Consider the following 19,723-nt stretch of genomic DNA (forward strand, 5'->3'; position numbering starts at 1 on the left):
GAGTATTAGACGCGCGAGGCGGTCAAAAGGACGGGCCGGCGGTTCGGGAATGGTGGTTTCGGACAGGGCGGTACTCAGAAAGACGCCGTCCCCGCGTCCGGTTATGATCCAATACAAACGAGATGACTCGACGCGAGCTCCTAGCCACGCCAGCCCTCCTGGTCCAGAATCCGCCCGCAGTGCCCGAATACCAGATCGGCGCCTACTACTTCCCTAATTATCACGTCGACCCTCGCAACGAACGCACTCACGGCCGGGGCTGGACCGAATGGGAGCTCGTGAAACACGCTTTGCCCCGCTATGAGGGCCATCGCCAGCCGCGCAAGCCGCTGTGGGGCTATGAGGACGAATCCAACCCCCGCGTCTTCGAGAAGAAGATCGACGCGGCCGCCAGCCACGGTTTGAACCACTTCATCTTCGACTACTACTGGTACAACGACGGACCCTACCTGAACCGCTGTCTCGATCGCGGCTACCTGGGCTCCGCCAACCATCAGAAGGTGAAGTTCGCGCTGATGTGGGCCAATCACGACTGGCTCGACATCCACCCGGCCCGGGCCGGTGTTCGCGCTCCGCTGCTCTACCCCGGAGCCCTCACCCGTGACGCCTGGGATTGGATGACCGACAACATCGTCACCCGCTACTTTGCCCATCCCTCTTACTGGCGTCCCGGCGGCCTGCCCTATTTCTCGATCTACGAGCTCTACAAGTTCGTCGACTCCATGGGCGGCACGGAAGAGGCCGCGGCGGCGCTGCAGCAGTTGCGCAACAAGGCCGGCCGCATCCACATCAATGCGGTGGTCTGGGGCGTGAAGCTGCTGCCCAGCGAGACCACCATCACCAACCCCAATCAGATGCTCAAGCTGCTGGGCATTGACAGCGTGACCAGTTATGTCTGGATCCACCACTTCCCGCTGACCACCTTCCCGTCAGAGCCCTATGAACGCGCCGCCCAGTTCATGTACTCCTACTGGCGCAAGGCCGCGGCCGACTTCAACATTCCCTATCACCCCAACGTCACCATGGGGTGGGACGCCTCGCCGCGCACCTGCCAGTCCGACACGTTTGAGGATCGCGGCTACCCGTTCATGCCGATGCTCAGCGGCAATACGCCGGAAGCGTTCCGCCGCGCGCTGCAGGAGTGCAAACGCTTCCTCGACAGTCAGCGGAACATGCTCAAGATTTTCAACATCAATGCGTGGAATGAATGGACCGAAGGCAGCTACCTCGAGCCTGATACCGAAAACGGCCTGGGTTATCTCGAAGCCATCCGCGACACATTCTCGAGCTGAAGCGGCGTCTCGGGCCGCAGCCAGCGCTGGAACCGCTCCATGTAGAGGTAGATCACCGGAGTGATGTACAGCGTCAGGAATTGCGACACAATCAGGCCGCCCACCACGGCCAGCCCCAGCGGCTGGCGGGCGTCGGCGCCTTCACCGTACTTCAACGCGATCGGCAACGTGCCGAACAGGGCCGCCACCGTGGTCATCATGATGGGCCGGAAGCGCAGCTTGCAGCCCTCATAGATCGCCTCGTGCGCGGGCTTGCCTTCCACCCGCTGCGCCTCCAGGGCAAAGTCGATCATCATGATGGCGTTCTTCTTGACGACGCCGAACAACATGATCAAACCCACGAAGGCATACAGGTCGAGCTCTTTGTGGAAGAGCCGCAAGGTCACCAGCGCGCCAAAGACCGCCGAAGGCAGGCCCGACAGAATCGTGATGGGGTGGATGAAGCTCTCATACAGGATCCCCAGTACGATGTAGATCACCAGGATCGCCACGATCAGCAGCACTGAGAGCCCCTGGAACGACTCCTGGAACTCCTTCACCGTGCCCTGGAAGTTCACGCCGATCGTGGCCGGCATGCGCAGTTCGCGCACCGCAGACATCACCGCATCGGCCGCCTCACCCAGCGAGTAGCCGGGCTTCAGGTTGAAGGCCACGGTCACGGCAGGCAACTGCCCGAAGTGATTCACGCTGAGCGGACCCACGGTCCTGTGCCGCTTCACCAGCGAGTCCAGCGGGACCAGCTTGCTCTGCGACGAGCGCACGTAGAGCTTCTCCAGCGACTCCGGATTCTTCTGGAAGTTCTGGTCCACCTCCAGGATCACCGAGTACTCGTTGGCCGGCGTGTAGATGGTCGAGATCTGCCGGTTGCCATAGGCGCTGTAGAGCGCGTCCTGGATCTGCTGCGGCGTGACGCCCATCGACACCGCGCGGTCGCGGTCGATCTCCACCATTACCTGCGGGCTGGCGATCTGCAGGTCGGTATTGATGTCGACAAAGCCGGGCAGCGTCCGCATTTTCGTCATTAGCGGCTCCACCCAGTCGTACATCTCCTTCAGATTGGAGCTCTGCATGGTCATCTGGTAGGCGCTGGTCGAAAACTGCCCGCTCACCGTAATGGGCGGCGGATTCTGCAGGAAGGTCATGATGCCCGGCACCTCCGCCAATTGCGGCCGCAGCGAGGCCATTACGTCGTCCACGCTGCGATTCCGCTGGTCGCGGTCCTTCATCCGGACGAAGACGAAGCCCTGGTTGCCCGGCATCGCCACGGCGATGGCGCCTTCCACCGCCGGATCCTTCTGGATGATGCTCGCCACGGCCAGTTGGTGGTTCGCCATCGACTCGTACGAGATGTCCTGTCCGGCGCGGGTCACGCCAAACATGAAGCCGCTGTCCTGGCTGGGGATGAAACCGGTGGGCATGGTGATGAACAGGTAGACTGTTCCGCCCAACAGCGCAAACGACATCAGGATCGTGATGAACTGGTGCCGCAGCACGCCGCGCAGGGTCACATCGTACGCCCAGGCCAGCCCGTTGAAGCCGCGCTCCAGCGCCATGTAGGTGCGGCCGTGTTTCGCGCCGTGGTCGAACTTCAGGAACCGGCTGCCCAGCATCGGCGTGAAGCTCAGCGAGACGAAGCCGGAGATGAGAATCGCCACCGTGATGGTCACCGCAAACTCGTGCAGCAGCCGGCCCACAATGCCGCCCATGAACAGCACTGGGATGAACACCGCTACCAGCGAGACGGTCATCGAGACGATGGTGAACCCGATCTCCTTCGAGGCCAGCAGCGCCGCCTCCATGCGCGGATGGCCCATCTCCATGTAGCGCACGATGTTCTCGAGCATCACGATGGCGTCGTCCACCACAAAGCCCACTGAGAGCGTCAAGGCCATCAGCGAAAGGTTATTCAGGCTGTAGCCCAGCAGGTACATCACGGCGAACGTGCCCACAATCGACAGCGGCACCGCCACGCCGGGAATCATCGTCGCCGAGAGATTCCTCAGGAACAGCGAGATCACCAGGATCACCAGGCACACCGTCAGGACCAGCGTGAACTCCACATCCCGGATCGAGCCCCGGATCGACTGCGACGCGTCGAAGGCGATCTGCAACTCCACTGAGGCCGGCAGCTCGCGGCGGAACTGCGGCAGCAGCGCCAGGATGTTGTCCACCACCTCTACCGTGTTCGTGCCCGGCTGCCGCTGCACGGCCAGGGTCAAGCCGCGCTTGCCCTTGAACCACGCCGCCGCCTTGTCGTTCTCCACTGTATCCAGGACGTTGCCGAGCTCCGACAAGCGCACCGGCTGCCCATTGCGCCAGGCCACCACCAGCGGCCGGAACTGGTCGGCGCTGGTCAACTGGCCGTTCGACTGCACCGTGAACGCCTGCCGGGAACCGTACAACTTGCCCGTCGGCAGGTTCACGTTATTCTTCTGGATCGCGCTGGCCACCTCATCGATCCCGATGCCGCGCGCCGACATCGCATCCGGATTCACCTGCACGCGCACGGCATACTTCTGCGAGCCGTAAACCGTCACGCGTGACACGCCGCTCGCCATCGAAATGCGCTGCGCCAGCAGCGTCTCGGCATACTCGTCCACCGTGTACAGCGGCAAGGTGTCCGAAGTGAGCGACAGGAACAGCACCGGCTGCTCCGCCGGATTCACCTTCTGATAGGAAGGCGGCCGCGGCATGTTGGGCGGCAACTGCCCGCCCGCTTTCGCGATAGCCGACTGGATGTCCTGCGCGGCGGAATCGATGTCCCGCTTCAGTTCGAACTGTACGGTGATCGACGTCGAGCTCTGGCTGTTGGTCGAGTTCATCGACTTCACGCCGGCAATGGTCGAGAACTCCCGCTCCAGCGGAGTGGCCACCGCGGAGGCCATGGTCTCCGGATCGGCGCCTGGCAGCGCGGCTTGGACCTGAATCGTCGGGTAGTCCACACTCGGCAGTGCCGCCACCGGCAGGGCCCGGAAGCCCACGACGCCAAACAGGATAATGGCGAAGGTGACCAGCGCGGTCATCACCGGCCGGTCGATGAAGATCTTGGATACGTGCATGGCTACGACCCCTGCTCGCCGGACTGCACGCCGTGCACGGCTTTCACTGCCGCGCCCGGCCTCAGCAGCAACTGGCCGTCCGTCACCACGGTCTCGCCGTTGGCGACTCCGCTCTCAATGACGAGTTTCCCGCTGACGGCCGGACCCGTCTTCACCATGCGCAGGTCCACCGTCTGGTCGGCCTTCACGACGTACACGAAGGGGCCCTTCTGGCCCGATTGCACGGCTTCCGACGGCACCACCACGGCATTTTCGAGCGTGCCCAGCGTCAGGGAGACATCCACAAACCGGCCCGGCCACAAGGCGTGATTGCCGTTGTCGAAGACGGCCTTCAACCGGATGGTGCCCGTGGTGGCGTCGATCGCGTTGTCGATCACCGCCAGCCGGCCCTGCACCGGTTGGAATCCGCCGTCCTGCACGGAAGCGGTCACCGCCAACTGCCGGCCCTGGCTACTGCGCCGCACCGCATCCAATTGCTGCTGCGGTACACCAAAGGAAACGAAGATCGGGGCCACCTGGTTGATCACCACCAGCGCCGTGTCTCCATTGGCCTTCACCAGGTTGCCGATGTTCACCAGCAGGTTGCCCGTGCGGCCCGCGAGCGGCGAACGAATTTCGCAGTAGCTCAAGTCGAGCCGGGCCCGCTCCACCGTCGCCTTGTCCGTCTCCACATTGGCCCTGGCTGTCTCAATGGCGGCCTCATCGGCGCGAGCCGATTCGCGCAGCGCATCCGCGGTGGTCTTGTACTGGTCGTATTGCGAACGGGAAACGACGCCTTCCTTGACGAGTTGCTCATACCTCGCCGCATCCGCCTCGGCATTGCGCAGTTGCGCCCGGTCGCGCGCCAGGTTCGCTTCGGCCTGCCGCATCATGGATTCGTCGCGCGCCGCCGCACCCTGCGCCTGCCGCAGAGCTTCCCGGTACGGCCGCGGATCGATCTCGAATAACAGGTCGCCGGCCTTCACATCGCTGCCTTCGGAGAAGTGAACCTTCATCAGCGGACCGGCCACCAGTGATTTCACCTGAACCGTGGAGTACGCTTCTACGGTGCCCACCGCGCGCACGCCGGTCGGAACCGATTGGATCGCTGCTTTCGCCACCGTGACCGGCACCGCCGGAGGCGGACCACCGGCCCGAACCTCCTCCTTCTTGCACGCCATGAACGACATCAGGCACACTGCGGCCCCAGCTGTCAGCGCGACTCGGGAAAATCGCCGGTCTGTGGCGGAACCCGCCGGAAGTCGGAGGGGGGTGGATACACGAACTGCGGGAAGTATGGATAGTTGCATGCGCGGCAACCCGAGACACTCAAAAGGGAGGTTGATCCCACCAGATTAGCACCACCAACCGGAGGTGAAGCCGGAATTCAGACAGCAAACACCGCTTTTTGTAAACTTTGCAGCCCACTCGGTCATTGACTTCGCTGCGTGACTACAGCACCTTGGAGCTGTCTACATACTGGAGCAATTCATGCAGATCCACGCAATCTCCCTGCATTCCAAGCCCGCCGCGGTTCTGGCCATCGCAGCCGCGCTCGCCTTCGGCTTCCCGGCGCTAACCCAGGAGCAGAAGGCCCCGCCAGCGAAAGCGGCCAAGACCTCACCCTCGGACCAGTCCATGCAGGACCGCATCCTCACCCTGCAGCTCTCGGTGCGCGAGTTGGAATCCCGCGTAGCCGAACTGCAGATGACGGCCAGGACATCAGACTCTTCGGGCCGCAACTACCAGTCCGTCATCAGCTCGCTGCAATCCACTGTGGCGAGCCAGCAGAGTTCCCTCCAGTCGCTGCAGATGTCTGTCCAAAGCCTGCAGAATGCGGTCGCCAGCCTGCAGTCGCGTGTTCACGCCTCCACACCGGCTCCCACCGATCCGCAGGCGGCGCCCGAGTGAGCCAGGCCGGCGCTGGGGTATATAGTATGGTTTGAGATCCGCCGGTCTGAATCCCGGCGAGAAGGGACTCATCCCATGCGCCAGCCACCTGCCCCGTCACGCCGCGAGTTTCTCAGCCGGACGGCGGCCGTGGGTGCGCTCGGCTTCCCCACCATCGTCCCGGCGCGCGTGTTTGGCGCTGCCGCGCCCAGCAACCTGATCCAAGTCGCCCAGATCGGCTGCGGCCGCATCGCCCGCGGGTCCGAGTTTCCCGGCGTCTTCCGCCGCTCCGATCTCGCCCGCTTCACCGCCGTCTGCGATCTGGACACGGTCCGCCTGGAGGACGCGAAGAGCCTCGTCGAATCCACCTATGGCCGGAAGGTGGGCAAGGACCAGTTCACCGGCGTGAAAACGTACCGTGATTACCGCGAAGTGCTGGCCGACAAGAGCATCGACGCCGTCTGCATCAGTACGCCCGACCACTGGCATGCTCAACCCGCCATGGAAGCCGCCCTGGCCGGCAAGGATATCTACCTGCAGAAGCCCGCCTCGCTGACCATCGCCGAAGGCCGTCAGATGGCCGATGTCGTGAAGAGGTCCGGCCGTATCTTCCAGCAGGGCAGCCAGCAGCGCTCGGAGTTCCAGTTCCGCTACGCCTGCGAACTCATCCGCAACGGCCGGCTGGGCAGGATCACCGAGATCTACATCGGGCTGCCGGAAGACCCGGGCGGCGACGATGAGCCAGAGATGCCCGTCCCCGGCAATCTTAACTACGACATGTGGTTGGGTAGTACGCCCAAGGTCTACTACACCGAGAAGCGGGTCCATCCGCAGGCTGCCGAGCCGAGAGCCCGCTACAACCGGCCGGGCTGGCTGCGCTGCGAACAGTTCGGCGCCGGCATGATCACCGGTTGGGGCGCGCACCACATCGACACCGCCCACGTCGCCATGGGCACTGAACATTCCGGCCCCATCGAGGCCTTGGCCACGGCCGAGTTCCCCAAAAAGGGACTGTGGGACGTGCACGGCCCCTATCACGTACGGATGCAGTACGCCAACGGGGTCACGATGTATCTCAGCGAGAAGTACCCCACCGGCCTGAAGTTCATCGGCGAAGAAGGCTGGTTGTGGGTGACGCGCGGCAAGTACCAGCTCAGCGACTCAGCCGCCGGCAAACCGCGCAGCACCGTGCTGGATGCCAGCAACCTGAACATCCTGCGCAACGGCATCAAGGATAACGAACCGCACCTCCACGCCAGCCCGGAGAACGACCACCATCTCGATTGGCTGACGGCGATCAGGAACCGGACCCAGCCGGTCGCGCCGGTCGAGGACGGCCACCGGTCGTGTTCGGCCTGCCTGGTCGCGCATGCGTCCATGAAACTGGGCCGTGCCGTGAAGTGGGATCCCGGGAAAGAGCAGTTTGGCGATGCCGAGGCGAACCGGATGCTGGCCCGCGAACAGCGCGCACCCTACGGCACCGCTCACGTCCTGGCCAAGCTCTCGAAAGGCTGACCGTTACCAGACGTGCGTGGCGGCCACGGTCGGCCGGGCCGGAGTGCCCTTGTAGACCGTGGTATGCAGCAGGACCTGGATATTCCTCTTCGGCCAGTCCGCCGGAGCCTTCTCCAGCGCCTGGTTCATCCGTTCACTGTCCGTCAGGAACTCGCCTGCCGCCCGCGTCCCATACTGGGTGATCCCCGCCGCCGAAACCAGCGTCTGCCCGGTGGCCGAATCGAACAAGCGGGAGACGATCGCGTAGTCCTCGGGCGTCTTTCCATCCGGAGCCAGGTCCTTCAATGACCACGACTGCTTGTTGGTCGTGTCCATAATGCGCCGCTGTCCCTGGTCCTGCTCGAAAACGAACCGCAGCTTGCCCGTCATTTCCAGCGTCCAAAGGTTCGAAAACGCACCGATAAGTACGGCTGGGGAGCTGCGCAGGTCGCTGAACGAGAGGTCGTTCGCGTACCGCAACTCCACCGGCTTGCCCCGGCCGGCAAACATCGTAGAAAGCAGGACGGCCGCGTGCGCATTCCCGATGCCCACAAACTGCTCCGTCACGGGAATAATGTCCCGGCCGTGCAGCACAGTGTCAGGATTCAGCAGCACCGGCGTCGACCCTCGCTGATGGCTGGGATTCGTCGCCTTATACGCCTCGTGCACGTCCCTCGACAGGAAATACACCACCGGCTGCCCGCAGTAGATCAACACCGGTTTCGTGTTCGTCATCACGGGAGCCCAGAACTGCTCCAACACTCCCGCCGGCCGCAGCATCCGGGTCGCCCAGATGCCGCCCACGATGAGACACAGCAGCACCGCAATTCCGATCGCCATGGTTGGCAATTTGCCGGCTCGCACTGGAAGGATCTCCGCCGGCGGAGGAGCAAAATGGAACTCCGCCCGGTAAGAACCGGAACGCAGCTCGATGCGGACCGCGCCTGAATCTGTACCCTCCTGGTAATACTGAGCCAGCCGCTTTCGGATCTCCGTCGCTCGCACCCGTACGATCGGATCTTCGCCGGTGTCGTAATCCGGAACCCGCTCAAACACCTCGATCCCTATGTTGCGTTCTTTGAGTTGGTCGTCCTTGCCGTGCAGGCTGTGCTCGACGACATAGCGCAGGAAGCGCTGCGATTGTTTGCTGTTCCGGAACGCCGGGCTCGACAGCAACTGTTCCAGCGCCGCGCGGATCGCTGTCCGCTGTTCGTCGCTAATCGGGATGTCGCTTGTTTCCGGCGCGTTGGGGCGCATGGTAACGGTGCTTTACGGTCCTTTTCTCTGCACAGAGCATACCGCAAACCCGGCCGCAAATCGGACTTTTTTTGGGAATCCAGAGGAGCCGATCCGTAGCGCACCTTCCCCTGTCTTCCTCATCGCGCCCACACTGCGTTTGCTGGTGAACGCGATGCTGCTTCCACAATCTGCCCGGCAAGGCTTCCTGAACGTAGGGCGAAGGGCCATGGCCTGCGAATTCTCCACCCTGTTTCCAGGGCGCACCACCCACGCTGTCGACGCGGGCTGCGCCGCCCTCGACGAAGTCGACCGGCTGGAGGACCTCCTGTCCATCTACCGCGACGACAGCGAGATGTCCCGTTTGAACCGGTGCCGTTCCAATGAGTACACGACCGTCCCAGAAGTGTACGAAGTCATCCGGTTGGCGGCGGGTCTATGGGCGGAAACGGGCGGGGGCTTCGACATGGCGGTCGCGCCGCTGGTCCGCATCTGGGGCTTCTTCCGCGGACCGCGCCGCGTTCCCTCCGACGCTGAGATCGAGCAAGCCCTCGCCCTCTGCGGCAGCCGTCATCTTTACTTCCCAAAGACGGAATGGACCCTCGGCTTCCGCCGGCCGGGCATCGAATTCAATCCCGGGGCCATCGGCAAGGGCTACGCCATCGACAGGGCTATCCGCCTGATGTGGAACCACTTCGGGATCCGCTGCGCCCTGATGCAGGCTGGCCAGAGCAGTCTCTACGGGCTGGGTGCACCGGCCGGTGCACCGCGCGGCTGGAACGTCGACATCGGCGATCCGTTCGGTTCGACGCGCCCCTTGGCCAGGGTGTATCTGCGCAATCGAGGACTCGGGACCTCCGGAGCCGCGAACCAATACTTCGAGGTGAATGGCCTAAGGTACGGCCACATCCTCGACCCCCGGACCGGCCGCCCCGCCGGGCAACTGGCCAGTGCGACGGCCGTTGCACGCAGCTCGGCCGAGGCGGATGCCCTGTCCACCGCCTTCTTTGTGATGGGTACGGAATGGGTTCGGTCGTTCTGCGAGACCCATCGGGCTATCGGCGCCGTGCTGGTGCCGCTGAAAACAGACAAGCCTGCGCGCGGGCCCATCGTCCTGGGCGCGGCGGATGTGGAGGTAAGTGCATGAATAGAGGGAGCAAATGGATGCTCGTCGCCTTGCGGATCGCCATCGGCTGGCACTTTCTGTACGAAGGCGTCTACAAGATTGACTCCGACCGCGGCACTGCTCAGTATGCAGCCGCGCGCTACCCCTTGCAGGCGGCTACGGGCCGTCTTCACAACGACTTGACGAAGAACCTGCCGCTGCCCGAGGTTTCGGCCAGGGTCGATGCCTGGAACGACGAGATCGTGAAGGTGTTCAAGGCCCGGCAGCCGCTTTCCGAGGACCAGAAGGCCAAACTGACCGATCTCGGCGACAAGATCAAGCTGGCTGCCGCCACAGGCGTCCAAGGTGCTGATTTGATGCAGTTTGACTGGACGCTCGTGCACGAGGAAGTGCTCAAACTGGCCACGGAGCAGGAGGGCGAGCGGTTCTCCTCCCTGCCGTTCTTACAGGCTTCGGCCGGACCGTTCCGGTCGCTTTTCCGAGGCCTGGTCCCGGACATGGACGGACTGGAACGCCTCACCGCTGCGTCGTTGAAACAGCGCATGGACGATCGCTATGGCGAGATCCTGAGCCACTTTTCGGACGCCGGGAAGCCGTTCACTCCGGAGCAACAGAAGCGCCTGGCCGCCGCGCGCGACACTGTCAAAACCGCCGCGGTGGAGACCGTGAGCGCACCGTGGTTCCAGACCCGGCTCGCCGACTACCGCGTGCTGCGGCAGCGAGTGGCGGAGACGGAGCTGCACGCCCCGTTCACCCGCGAACGCCTGGATGCCGACCGCAAGAAACTCGATGTCATCGCCGGTGAGCTACTCAGCTACCTGAACGAGCCGCTCTCCGAGTTGGCCGTCCAGACGCAGACCATCGCCACCGTCGAGCAGTTGGGTGCGGGTCCGCTGCCGCGCCCGGGCGACGGCGCAGCCTGGGTCGACCGCGCCATCAAGACCAGCCTGACGGTGATCGGCATCCTGTTGATGCTCGGCCTGTTCACGCCCGTAGCCGCATGCGCCGCCGCCGCGCAACTGGCCGTCTTCTACCTGGCCTCGCCGCCCTGGCCAGGACTGCCGGCGATGTCGGTGGCCGGTCATTACCTCTTTGTCGATCGGAATCTGATCGAGGCCTTTGCGGCGCTCGTGATCGCCACCACGGCCACCGGCCGCTGGGCCGGCCTCGATTTCTACCTGGCGCGGGCTTTCCGCGCCGTAAAAACCCAACATCCAGAAGCAGTTATGGTCACCAGGAGCCTGTCATGATCCTCAACGAACAACAACGCCAAGTGGGCAAGGATAACTTCTCCGGCGCCTTGAAGATGACGCGCCGCGACCTGATTCCGGCGCTGGTGACGGTCCCCTCCGTCACGGCTTTTTACTGGGGCTACAGCAGCTTACGCGGCAATCCCGTGCGCGCGGCGCTGATCGGCGCCGGCGGCCAGGGCCGGTCGCACATCGATTCGATCAATCCGGACTACATCAAGCTGGTGGCCTTCTCCGACATCCGGCCCAGCATGCAGAAGAAGGCGCGGGTCTCGCTGGAAGGCAAGTTCGGTTCCGATGCCCGCCACATCGAGCTGATCGAGGACTACCACAAGCTGTTGGATCGCGACGACATCGAGATGGTGATCATCGCGCTGCCGCTGCACCTGCACGCTCCCTGCGCGATCGAAGCCATGCAGAAGGGCAAGCACGTCCTGTGCGAAAAGCTCATGGCCAAGACCGTCACCGACTGCAAACGCATGGGTAGGGAGGCGAGGAAGACCGGGCGTCTGTTGTCCATCGGCCACCAGCGCCACTACAGCTATCTCTACGCCAATGCATTGGAAGTGGCGAAGCAGAAGGACATCCTGGGCGACGTCCGGCACATCCGCGCCTTCTGGCACCGCAACCAGACCGGTGGCGGCAAGCCCGGCGGGGAGAAGGGCGATTTCGACACCTGGTTCGCCAAAGTCCCGGCCGAAGACAAGCAGGTGGATTTTGCCCGTTACGGCTACAAGAGCCTGGATGAACTCGTCCGCTGGCGCCTGCAGAAACGGACCGGCGAAGGGCTGATGGCCGAACTCGGCAGCCACCAGTTGGACGCGTGCAGCATTCTGCTCAAGGCAGTTCTGAATGAGAAGGACACCCACGGCGGCAAGACGATGGTCCATCCCAAGGCGGTCTCCGGAGTAGGCGTGAACTCCTACTTCAGCGACGGCCGCGAGGTGGAGGACCACATCTTCCTTACTTATGAATACCCCGGCGATACGGTTGTGACCTACTCCAGCATCACGACCAACGAAGCAGACGGTTACGGCGAGCAGGTGATGGGCTCGAAGGGCACGCTGGCGATCCTGTCGGAACGCGATGTCTACCTGTTGAAAGAGAAGTCGTTGCGGGACACCCGAATCTCGTGGGCGGAACGCCGCATCAGCCAGCCCTCGGCGGTCTCGACTTCCACTGCCCAGTGGACCTCCGGCGGCGGCCTGCAGGATACGCTCACCAGCCGCGGCTACCGGGAAGAGCAGGAACACCTGGCTTGGCTGATCCGCCATCCGGGCGAGGGGCAACCTCGTTGCGGAGCCGAGGTCGGGCTCTCCGACGCTGTGGTCACCCTGGTCTCCAACATGTCGGCCCGGCAGCGCCGGCGCATCGAGTTCAAGCCTTCCTGGTTTGACCTGAACTCGGACGACGCCCCGGAGACGGCCTGAGCGGTCTACTTCCTGGCCAACGGCTTGAGCAGATCGGCGGTCTCACTGGAGAAGCCGGAGATGCCGCCGGTGTGACGCAAGGGCGTGAATCCAAACTTATCCACGTGATTCGGATTCGCGCCCAGCTCCAGCAGCAGCTTCACACTGTCGTTGCGATGAGAAAGCGCAGCCCAGGAGAGGTTGGTCATCTTGTCGTCATCGGTCTCGTCGACGCTCACGCCACTCTTAATCAGGTATCGAACCAGATCATACTGGCCCAAGGCCACGGCAACCCCAAGTGGCGTCATGGCAGCCAGGCCGGTCAGCATGGAGAACTGTTTTGGATCCGCGCCGTGAGCGATCAACTCCTCGGCCATGCCGACGTCGCCCGTATAGGCAACGCGCATCAGGGGCGTCATTCTGAACTTCACATTCGCCCTGGTTTTGGGGCTGGCGCCTTTCGCGATCAGTGCTTTGAGCACGGGCCTGTTGCCCTTGACCAGCGAGGCGACCAGCAGGGCGTCGTAGCCCGATTTGGACTGGGCGTTGACGTTGGCGCCGCGGTCGAGCAGCAGCCGTACTTTGGCTTCGTCGTCGACGGCCATCATGAGCAGTGAAGTCCCCTCCGGTGTGGCCGTGTTCACGTCGAGCCCCTTGTCGAGCAGTGCGGTCAGCTCGCTGAGGGAGCCGAACAGCGCTGTCTTCATCCAGGGCTGCTCTGCGCGAGGGGTCGCGCTGGTGACGGGCGCCGCCACGGTTGGACTGGCAGCAGCCGGCAGCATCTCGGCCAGCGCCATGACTGCCCAACTGGTGGCGGCACAGGAGAGGTACTGGTCGTGACCGCCCGGGAATCCGCTCTCGAAGTAGGGCGGACTGACCTGCGCCGGCGTGCGGAGGCGCGTTTTGACCAGCCAGGCTCCATCGGGCCGCTGGTTCTTCACCAGCCAGGCAACTCCATTCTCGATTTCGGCTTGGCCGGCACTGACGTGGCCCGCCTGGCGAAGGGCTGTGATCGCTTGAGCGGTCGAATAGGCGTCGCTTGCCAGGCCGGGAACCTGTGGCCAGCCGCCATCGCTGTTGTGGCGGGCGAGCAACTCCTGGGCGGCCGCTTTGCGGTCGGCTTCCGGGGCGCCCGCCCACTTCAGGCCCAGCAGTCGGAAGGTGGAGCCCTCGGTGTCAGCCGGCTTCGTGCCGTTCAGCCACAGGCGCGCCTTGGCCAGCGTGGCTGCCCGCTGCCTGCTCAACTCCTCCGGCAGGTAGTAAGCCACGGCGGCGGCCGCCAGGCTTGTCGAAGTGAACACGCTTTGGCTGTGCGGCGGACGGTTGTCGAAATTGGACCAGTGACCATCCTCCAATTGAAGATTGGCGAGGCGTCGCGCGTACACCGCAAGCGTCAGGCTGGGCGCAATCCCCGACGCCTGGGCGCCCCATAGGAAGTATCCCTCACTCAGCGCGGGATCGATCAGCCTGCGATCTTCCACCGCGGCGTCGATGGACGACAGGAACTCGAGCGAGGTGCCGGCGACAGCCTGGGCCACTTTCTCATCGACCGCCAAACCGTGCGCCCGAGCCGTCTCCAACGCCACCGCCGGCATCGTCTGGTGGTGGCAGGAGTAGCACGGGACCTTCCAGTTCGAACCTACCTTCTGGATCAAGGCGATCGACCGCTGGGCGGCCGCGCGGACCTGTTGCTGCGATGGGGCCGCACAGAACACGGGCGCCGAAAGACAAAGCGTGGCACAGGCAAGAGACCGGATCATCGTATGCTCTCCTCCGCACTCGGACCCGACTAGTATCAGTACAGAACAGTACAGAGTCAATCGAAAGTTAGGAGGCGCCGCGCCGCCCTTGTTGCGCCGCGGACAGGCGATCCTGCACCATCTGAGTGTGGGTCGGCAAGACCCCGCCAATTGCATATCGCATGCTGAGCCTCTCCGTCATGTCGATTCCATTCCCCAGTGGGACGAGGCTAGTGGGGCCGATCCTCGGCCTGCTGGCCGTGCTGTTGTGGCGTGTGCGCGAGGCGAAAGGGCCCGTCTCCATCAAGAAGATCGTGATCCCGCCGCTAGGCATGGCCACCGGCATGTCGATGTTCGTGCTGCCCGCGTTCCGGATTCCCTGGCTGTGGGCGCTGGGCGCCGTGCTCATTGGAGCGCTGCTGCTTGCCTACCCCCTGCTGCGGACCACTCGCCTGGAACGGGATGGCGAGGCGATCATGATGCGGCGCTCGAATGCCTTCTTTGCCGTATTGCTGGGCTTGTTCGCGATCCGCTTCGCGGCGCGCGGCTATCTCGACACGATCCTCTCCGGGCAGCAGACCGCGGCTCTCGCTTATCTGCTCGCCTTCGGAATGATCGTACGCTGGAGATCGCAGATGTTCCTGGAGTATCGGGCTCTGACCAGCACCTTGGCGCTCCCATCGGCCTGAGCTTACCCGGCCCAACCGATCGCCGGCCTGGCGCTGACGCGGCCGGTAGCCGCCCACTCTGTTCCATTCACAAGTAGTGTCTGGAAGTGCGGATCGAGCAGGTTCGGGTTGGGTTCATCCTTCCACGTATGCCCGAGCATGGTGGTGTAGATACGCCCCTTGCCCCAGGACCGAACCCAATCCAGCGGCTCGCGCCGGCGCGAGTCCTTCGACAGCGCGTAGGTGAGGATCCGCAGTTCCTTCTCGATTGCCCCATGCTTCGGCTGCGCGGCCCCGTGCTGGCCGTGCGTCAATTGCTCAGAGGGATGGACCCAGGTCTTCGGTAGCCCGCGCGTGACGGGGTGGCGTGGATCCCGGACCGACATCTCGAAATCGTGTCGCGGGCCATGGCCCGGGCCGAGCCCCTCGCCAGCGGGCACGACAACCACTCGCTCGTGTTCATCCAGGATCAGCCCGGGTCCAAAGGTCTTGTCGCGCCAGCCCAGGCCGATCATCTCGTTGTAGTCGGTCCATTCGAGGAACGCGTTGTTGGCGGCGTGAAAGACGACCAGGCCGCCGCCCTTCGACACGTACTGTTCGAGGCTCTGTTCCACGGGGGTGGGCCAGCGGACTCCATCGCTCTTGTGGCCGCCGTTGAAGTTGTTGATCACAACGGAATAGCGGTGGAACTCAGGCCGCCAGCGCGCCCATCCTTCCTGGTCTACGGCAGTGGAGGGCGTCGTGGAGACTTCGACCTGGAAGCGCCCGGAGGCTTCCAGGATGCCGCGCAGGGCACGGGTGCCGGCCTTCCAGTCGTGGTTGTTCATGCCGTCGACAATGAGGACGGGCAACCGGGCCGCCGGTGCGGCCGCGAAGGCGGAGAGAACAACCTGGCGTCGAGAGAGGGTTGGCATAGAGAATTACCCGTGCACACGCCGCATTGTATAGTGTCCGCGAGGCCCGGCTCCACCGCCCACCGGCCAGATCGCTCCCGCTGCGCCAGGCTGGCTCTGATAGCATGTCGGGCGAAGGAGTACTCGATGGCCCGCATCACTCGTCGAACTTATGTGAAGGCGCCGCTGGCGGCGTTCGCTTTGAGCGCGGCGGAGGCGGCTCCCGCCGGCCGGACAACCGGCCAGGGCGGCATCCAGTTTTCCGAGATCCTCAACCCGGGCGAAGTCTCGCGCATGCGGCTGGCCAGGCAGATTGGGATCAATCACGCGATCGTCAATGTGAACTCGACTTTGGCCAAGGTGCCGCGTACGGAGTACGTCCAGGCGCTGACGAAGATCAAAGAAGAATTCACCGCCGCTGGTTTGAAGATTGCGGGTGTCGAGAGCCACCCTGTACCAGCGGAGAAGATCAAGCTCGGCTTGCCGGGACGCGATGAGGAGCTCGAGAACTACCAGGCGGCCATCGCGGCGCTAGCCCAGGTGGGCGTGCCGATGGTCTGCTACAACTTCATGGCGGGCCTGGGCTGGTACCGTACACGCGTCGACCTGAAGGAACGCGGCGGCGCGCTGACCTCCGAGTTCAACAACGCCGACGCGAAGAAGTTGGGCCTGACGAAGTTCGGCGAAGTGACGGAAGCGCAGATGTGGTCGAACATCGAGTACTTCCAGAAGGCGGTCATCCCGGTAGCTGAGAAGCACAACATCCTGATGGCGCTGCATCCGGACGATCCGCCGCTGTCGCCGCTGCGCGGCCTCGCCCGCATCGTCATCAGTGCGAAGAACTACCGGCGCATCATGAACATTGTCCCGAGCCCGGTGAACGGCATCACATACTGCCAGGCGAACTTCGTGGCCATGGGCGAAGACGTCTATTCGCTGGCCCAGGAGTGGCTGAAGGAGAAGAAGATCTTCTTCGTGCACTTCCGCGACATCGAAGGCAAGGGCGAACGGTTCCGCGAGACCTTCCACGACAACGGCCCGACGGACATGGCTCGGATGCTGAAGATCTACGGCGAAGGCGGTTTCAACGGCCCCATGCGGCCCGACCACGCTCCAACGCTGGAAGGCGAAGAGAACGACCGGCCGGGCTACGCGATGGGCGGCAAGGTGTTCGCGATTGGGTATATGCGGGGCATCCTCGATGCCTACAAGCTGCCGCACTCCTAAGGGGCGGCCGAATCGAAGGGGACATTGGGAGTGAATATGCGATCAGTGCGTTTGGGGTTGGCTTCGGCATTGCTGGTGTGTCCGGTGCTGTGGGGTGAGGCTCCGGGAGCGAACACGCTCTGGTACCGCCAGCCGGCGGCGAAGTGGGTGGAGGCGCTGCCGGTAGGCAACGGCCGCCTGGGCGGGATGGTCTTCGGCGGCGTACCCGTGGAAAAGATCCAGCTCAACGAAGACAGCATCTGGGCCGGCGAAAAGCGCGATCGCAACAACCCCGAGGGGGCCAAGGCCTTGCCCGAGGTGCGCCGCCTGTTGAAGGAAGGCCGCATCAAGGAGGCCGAGGCGCTGGCCGAGAAGTCGATCATCTCGAAGCCGAAGCGGCTGCCGCCCTATCAGACTATGGGTGACCTGGTGCTGAAGTTCAGCAACCAGGCAGAGGTCACCGGATACCGCAGGATGTTGGACCTGGATCGCGGAGTGGTGCGGGTAGAGTACCAATCGGGGGGAGCGACCTATACCCGCGAGGTCTTTGCGTCCGCCGTGGCGCACGTCCTGGTAGTTCGTCTGACCTGCGACAAGCCGGGAAGGCTGTCGTTCTCGGCCACGCTGACGAGGGAAGCGGACAGCAAGACCACTGCGACGAACGCAGGAGTTTCCATGAAGGGGCAGGCGCTGGTCCACGACAGATTCCATGCCGACGAGCGGCCCGAGGGCGTAAAGTTCGCGGCGAAATTACTGATGCTGGAAACGGGCGGCCGGAAGCGTGTGGAGGGGCAGGAGTTGATCGTAGATGGGGCGAATGCCGTCACACTGTTGCTGGCTGCAGCGACGGACATGACGGTGAAGGAGCCGGCTCCGGTGCTCGGGCCGGCGGCGGTGGCTGAGAACGCCTTGAAGGTTGCGACCACCGCATCACGCAAGCCCTACACTGCCCTACTGGCCGACCACATTGCCGATCACCAGCGCCTCTTCCGCCGCATGGAGTTTCACCTCGATGGCCCAGTCTCTGACCTGCCTACCGATGAGCGGCTAAAGCGCGTCCAGGCTGGCGAGCCCGATCTGGCGCTCGAGACCCTCTACTTCCAATATGGGCGCTACCTGCTGATTGCCAGCAGCCGGCCCGGCGGTTACCCCGCCAACCTGCAGGGCATCTGGAACGACAGCCTGGCTCCGGCGTGGGACAGCAAGTTCACCATCAACATCAACACCGAGATGAACTACTGGCCCGTGGAGACGTGCAATCTGTCGGAACTGCACCTGCCGCTCTTTGACCTCATCGACAAGGCCAAGCCGGACGGACGGCGTATCGCGAAAGAACTGTACGGAGCGCGCGGCTTCGTCCTGCACCACAATACGGACGGCTGGGGCCACGCGGTGCCCATCGATGGCGCAATCTACGGCATCTGGCCGATGGGCGCGGCCTGGCTGAGCCTGCATGCCTGGGATCACTACGAGTTCACCGGCGACCGTAAATTCCTGGCAGAACGCGCCTATCCCGATCTCAAGGAAGCTTCGGAGTTCTTCCTCGACTACCTGCAGGATGACGGGAAAGGCCATCTGATCACGGGCCCGTCCATCAGTCCCGAGAACCGCTACCGCACCGCGGGCGGCGCAGTCGGCGTGCTCTGCATGGCGCCTACGATGGACACGGAAATCACGCGGGCGCTGTTCAATCGCCTCATTCAGGCGAGTGAGGTGCTGGGCATCGATCCCGAGTTCCGGACGAAGGTCGCCGCGGCCCGCGCGAAACTCGTGCCGTTCCAGGTGGGCAAGCGCGGCCAGTTGCAGGAATGGGCCGAAGACTACGACGAGCCGGATCCAGGCCACCGCCACATCTCCCCGCTGTTCGCGCTGCATCCGGACAACCAGATCACGCTGCGCGGGACTCCGGAGCTGGCGCGCGCGGCGCGCAACACGCTCGAAGGCCGGTTGAAGGCCGGCAGCGGCCACACCGGCTGGAGCCGGGCCTGGATCATCAACTTTTGGGCTCGCCTGGAAGAGGGTGACACGGCCCATGAAAACATCGTCGCGCTGCTGGCGAAGTCCACCCTGCCGAACCTGTTCGACAACCATCCCCCCTTTCAGATCGACGGCAACTTCGGCGGCACGGCCGGCATGGCGGAACTGCTGCTACAGAGCCACGCGGGCGAGATCAGCCTGCTGCCGGCGCTGCCCAAGGCTTGGGCCGGCGGATCCGTCAAGGGCCTGAAGGCACGGGGCAATGTGGAAGTGTCGATTCAGTGGACCGCGGGCAAGGCCGCTTCCGCGGTGCTCAAACCGGCTACGGCCGCGACGCACAAAGTCCGGCCGCCCAAGGGGCAGCAGATCGCATCCATCACCTCGGCGGGCAAGCCGCTGGCGTTGCGTGCGGAGTCCGATGGAACGGTCAGCGTCCGCCTCCCGGCGGGTGAGAACAAAGTCACGTTCCGGTAGAACGAGCGCGCGCTGTGGTAGAACATCAGGC

At 63.9% G+C, this 19,723-nt stretch carries 14 protein-coding genes; 9 read left to right on the forward strand and 5 right to left on the reverse strand.

Annotation, left to right across the window (positions count from 1 at the left end; translation table 11 throughout):
• Window positions 1-122: 122 nt before the first annotated feature.
• A complete protein-coding gene (locus tag IRI77_RS35410) occupies window positions 123-1,292 on the forward strand; it encodes a glycoside hydrolase family 99-like domain-containing protein (protein ID WP_194449631.1) in 1,170 nt (389 codons plus the stop codon).
• Here the strand turns inward: IRI77_RS35410 and IRI77_RS35415 are convergent.
• Window positions 1,256-4,351 carry an efflux RND transporter permease subunit gene (locus IRI77_RS35415; RefSeq protein ID WP_194449632.1) on the reverse strand — a complete coding sequence of 1,032 codons (3,096 nt, stop codon included), beginning with the start codon at window positions 4,349-4,351 and terminating at the stop codon, window positions 1,256-1,258. The two genes, IRI77_RS35410 and IRI77_RS35415, sit on opposite strands and share 37 nt — an antisense overlap.
• 2 nt (window positions 4,352-4,353) lie before the next feature.
• A complete protein-coding gene (locus IRI77_RS35420; protein WP_228486490.1) occupies window positions 4,354-5,511 on the reverse strand; it encodes an efflux RND transporter periplasmic adaptor subunit in 1,158 nt (385 codons plus the stop codon).
• A 310-nt stretch (window positions 5,512-5,821) separates the two neighbouring features.
• Between IRI77_RS35420 and IRI77_RS35425 the strand changes: the two genes are divergently transcribed.
• Window positions 5,822-6,241 (forward strand): hypothetical protein, encoded by a 420-nt coding sequence (locus IRI77_RS35425; protein WP_194449634.1) that lies wholly within the window; start codon window positions 5,822-5,824, stop codon window positions 6,239-6,241.
• Window positions 6,242-6,316: 75 nt separating this feature from the next.
• A complete protein-coding gene (locus IRI77_RS35430; RefSeq protein ID WP_194449635.1) occupies window positions 6,317-7,735 on the forward strand; it encodes a Gfo/Idh/MocA family protein in 1,419 nt (472 codons plus the stop codon).
• Between the two features lie 3 nt (window positions 7,736-7,738).
• On the opposite strand, the gene IRI77_RS35435 is transcribed toward IRI77_RS35430, so the two are convergent.
• The gene (locus tag IRI77_RS35435) at window positions 7,739-8,971 is read right to left on the reverse strand and encodes a hypothetical protein (RefSeq protein WP_194449636.1); all 1,233 of its coding nucleotides are present in this window, start codon (window positions 8,969-8,971) and stop codon (window positions 7,739-7,741) included.
• A gap of 208 nt (window positions 8,972-9,179) precedes the next feature.
• Here IRI77_RS35435 and IRI77_RS35440 point away from each other — a divergent pair, with 208 nt between their 5' ends.
• Genes IRI77_RS35440 through IRI77_RS35450 form a run of 3 tightly spaced genes read left to right on the forward strand, consistent with a single transcriptional unit; the run spans window position 9,180 to window position 12,756 of the window.
• Window positions 9,180-10,097, forward strand: coding sequence for an FAD:protein FMN transferase (locus IRI77_RS35440; RefSeq protein WP_194449637.1), 918 nt, complete (start codon window positions 9,180-9,182; stop codon window positions 10,095-10,097).
• Window positions 10,094-11,326 carry a DoxX family protein gene (locus IRI77_RS35445; protein ID WP_194449638.1) on the forward strand — a complete coding sequence of 411 codons (1,233 nt, stop codon included), beginning with the start codon at window positions 10,094-10,096 and terminating at the stop codon, window positions 11,324-11,326. The genes IRI77_RS35440 and IRI77_RS35445 overlap by 4 nt, the downstream gene beginning before the upstream one ends.
• Window positions 11,323-12,756: a Gfo/Idh/MocA family protein gene (locus tag IRI77_RS35450; RefSeq protein WP_194449639.1), complete on the forward strand. Its 1,434-nt coding sequence runs from the start codon at window positions 11,323-11,325 to the stop codon at window positions 12,754-12,756. The genes IRI77_RS35445 and IRI77_RS35450 overlap by 4 nt, the downstream gene beginning before the upstream one ends.
• Before the next feature lie 5 nt (window positions 12,757-12,761).
• On the opposite strand, the gene IRI77_RS35455 is transcribed toward IRI77_RS35450, so the two are convergent.
• Window positions 12,762-14,495, reverse strand: a complete 1,734-nt coding sequence (locus IRI77_RS35455; protein WP_194449640.1) for an ankyrin repeat domain-containing protein — start codon at window positions 14,493-14,495, stop codon at window positions 12,762-12,764.
• Window positions 14,496-14,656: 161 nt separating this feature from the next.
• On the opposite strand from IRI77_RS35455, the gene IRI77_RS35460 reads away from it, so the two are divergent.
• Window positions 14,657-15,163 (forward strand): CcdC family protein, encoded by a 507-nt coding sequence (locus tag IRI77_RS35460; RefSeq protein ID WP_228486491.1) that lies wholly within the window; start codon window positions 14,657-14,659, stop codon window positions 15,161-15,163.
• A 2-nt stretch (window positions 15,164-15,165) separates the two neighbouring features.
• Here the strand turns inward: IRI77_RS35460 and IRI77_RS35465 are convergent, their stop codons facing one another.
• Window positions 15,166-16,056 (reverse strand): ThuA domain-containing protein, encoded by an 891-nt coding sequence (locus IRI77_RS35465; protein ID WP_194449641.1) that lies wholly within the window; start codon window positions 16,054-16,056, stop codon window positions 15,166-15,168.
• A 126-nt stretch (window positions 16,057-16,182) separates the two neighbouring features.
• Between IRI77_RS35465 and IRI77_RS35470 the strand changes: the two genes are divergently transcribed.
• Window positions 16,183-17,262: a mannonate dehydratase gene (locus tag IRI77_RS35470; protein WP_194449642.1), complete on the forward strand. Its 1,080-nt coding sequence runs from the start codon at window positions 16,183-16,185 to the stop codon at window positions 17,260-17,262.
• Window positions 17,263-17,298: 36 nt separating this feature from the next.
• Window positions 17,299-19,692: a glycoside hydrolase family 95 protein gene (locus tag IRI77_RS35475; RefSeq protein WP_194449643.1), complete on the forward strand. Its 2,394-nt coding sequence runs from the start codon at window positions 17,299-17,301 to the stop codon at window positions 19,690-19,692.
• Window positions 19,693-19,723: the final 31 nt, after the last annotated feature.

It is taken from the genome of Paludibaculum fermentans, assembly GCF_015277775.1.
In the GTDB taxonomy this organism is placed as follows: domain Bacteria; phylum Acidobacteriota; class Terriglobia; order Bryobacterales; family Bryobacteraceae; genus Paludibaculum; species Paludibaculum fermentans.

Coding starts and splice junctions, on each gene's coding strand:
- IRI77_RS35410 (WP_194449631.1), top strand. CDS start 123: ATGACTCGACGCGAGCTCCTAGCCACGCCAGCCCTCCTGGTCCAGAAT.
- IRI77_RS35415 (WP_194449632.1), bottom strand. CDS start 4,351: ATGCACGTATCCAAGATCTTCATCGACCGGCCGGTGATGACCGCGCTG.
- IRI77_RS35420 (WP_228486490.1), bottom strand. CDS start 5,511: ATGGCGTGCAAGAAGGAGGAGGTTCGGGCCGGTGGTCCGCCTCCGGCG.
- IRI77_RS35425 (WP_194449634.1), top strand. CDS start 5,822: ATGCAGATCCACGCAATCTCCCTGCATTCCAAGCCCGCCGCGGTTCTG.
- IRI77_RS35430 (WP_194449635.1), top strand. CDS start 6,317: ATGCGCCAGCCACCTGCCCCGTCACGCCGCGAGTTTCTCAGCCGGACG.
- IRI77_RS35435 (WP_194449636.1), bottom strand. CDS start 8,971: ATGCGCCCCAACGCGCCGGAAACAAGCGACATCCCGATTAGCGACGAA.
- IRI77_RS35440 (WP_194449637.1), top strand. CDS start 9,180: ATGGCCTGCGAATTCTCCACCCTGTTTCCAGGGCGCACCACCCACGCT.
- IRI77_RS35445 (WP_194449638.1), top strand. CDS start 10,094: ATGAATAGAGGGAGCAAATGGATGCTCGTCGCCTTGCGGATCGCCATC.
- IRI77_RS35450 (WP_194449639.1), top strand. CDS start 11,323: ATGATCCTCAACGAACAACAACGCCAAGTGGGCAAGGATAACTTCTCC.
- IRI77_RS35455 (WP_194449640.1), bottom strand. CDS start 14,495: ATGATCCGGTCTCTTGCCTGTGCCACGCTTTGTCTTTCGGCGCCCGTG.
- IRI77_RS35460 (WP_228486491.1), top strand. CDS start 14,657: ATGCTGAGCCTCTCCGTCATGTCGATTCCATTCCCCAGTGGGACGAGG.
- IRI77_RS35465 (WP_194449641.1), bottom strand. CDS start 16,056: ATGCCAACCCTCTCTCGACGCCAGGTTGTTCTCTCCGCCTTCGCGGCC.
- IRI77_RS35470 (WP_194449642.1), top strand. CDS start 16,183: ATGGCCCGCATCACTCGTCGAACTTATGTGAAGGCGCCGCTGGCGGCG.
- IRI77_RS35475 (WP_194449643.1), top strand. CDS start 17,299: ATGCGATCAGTGCGTTTGGGGTTGGCTTCGGCATTGCTGGTGTGTCCG.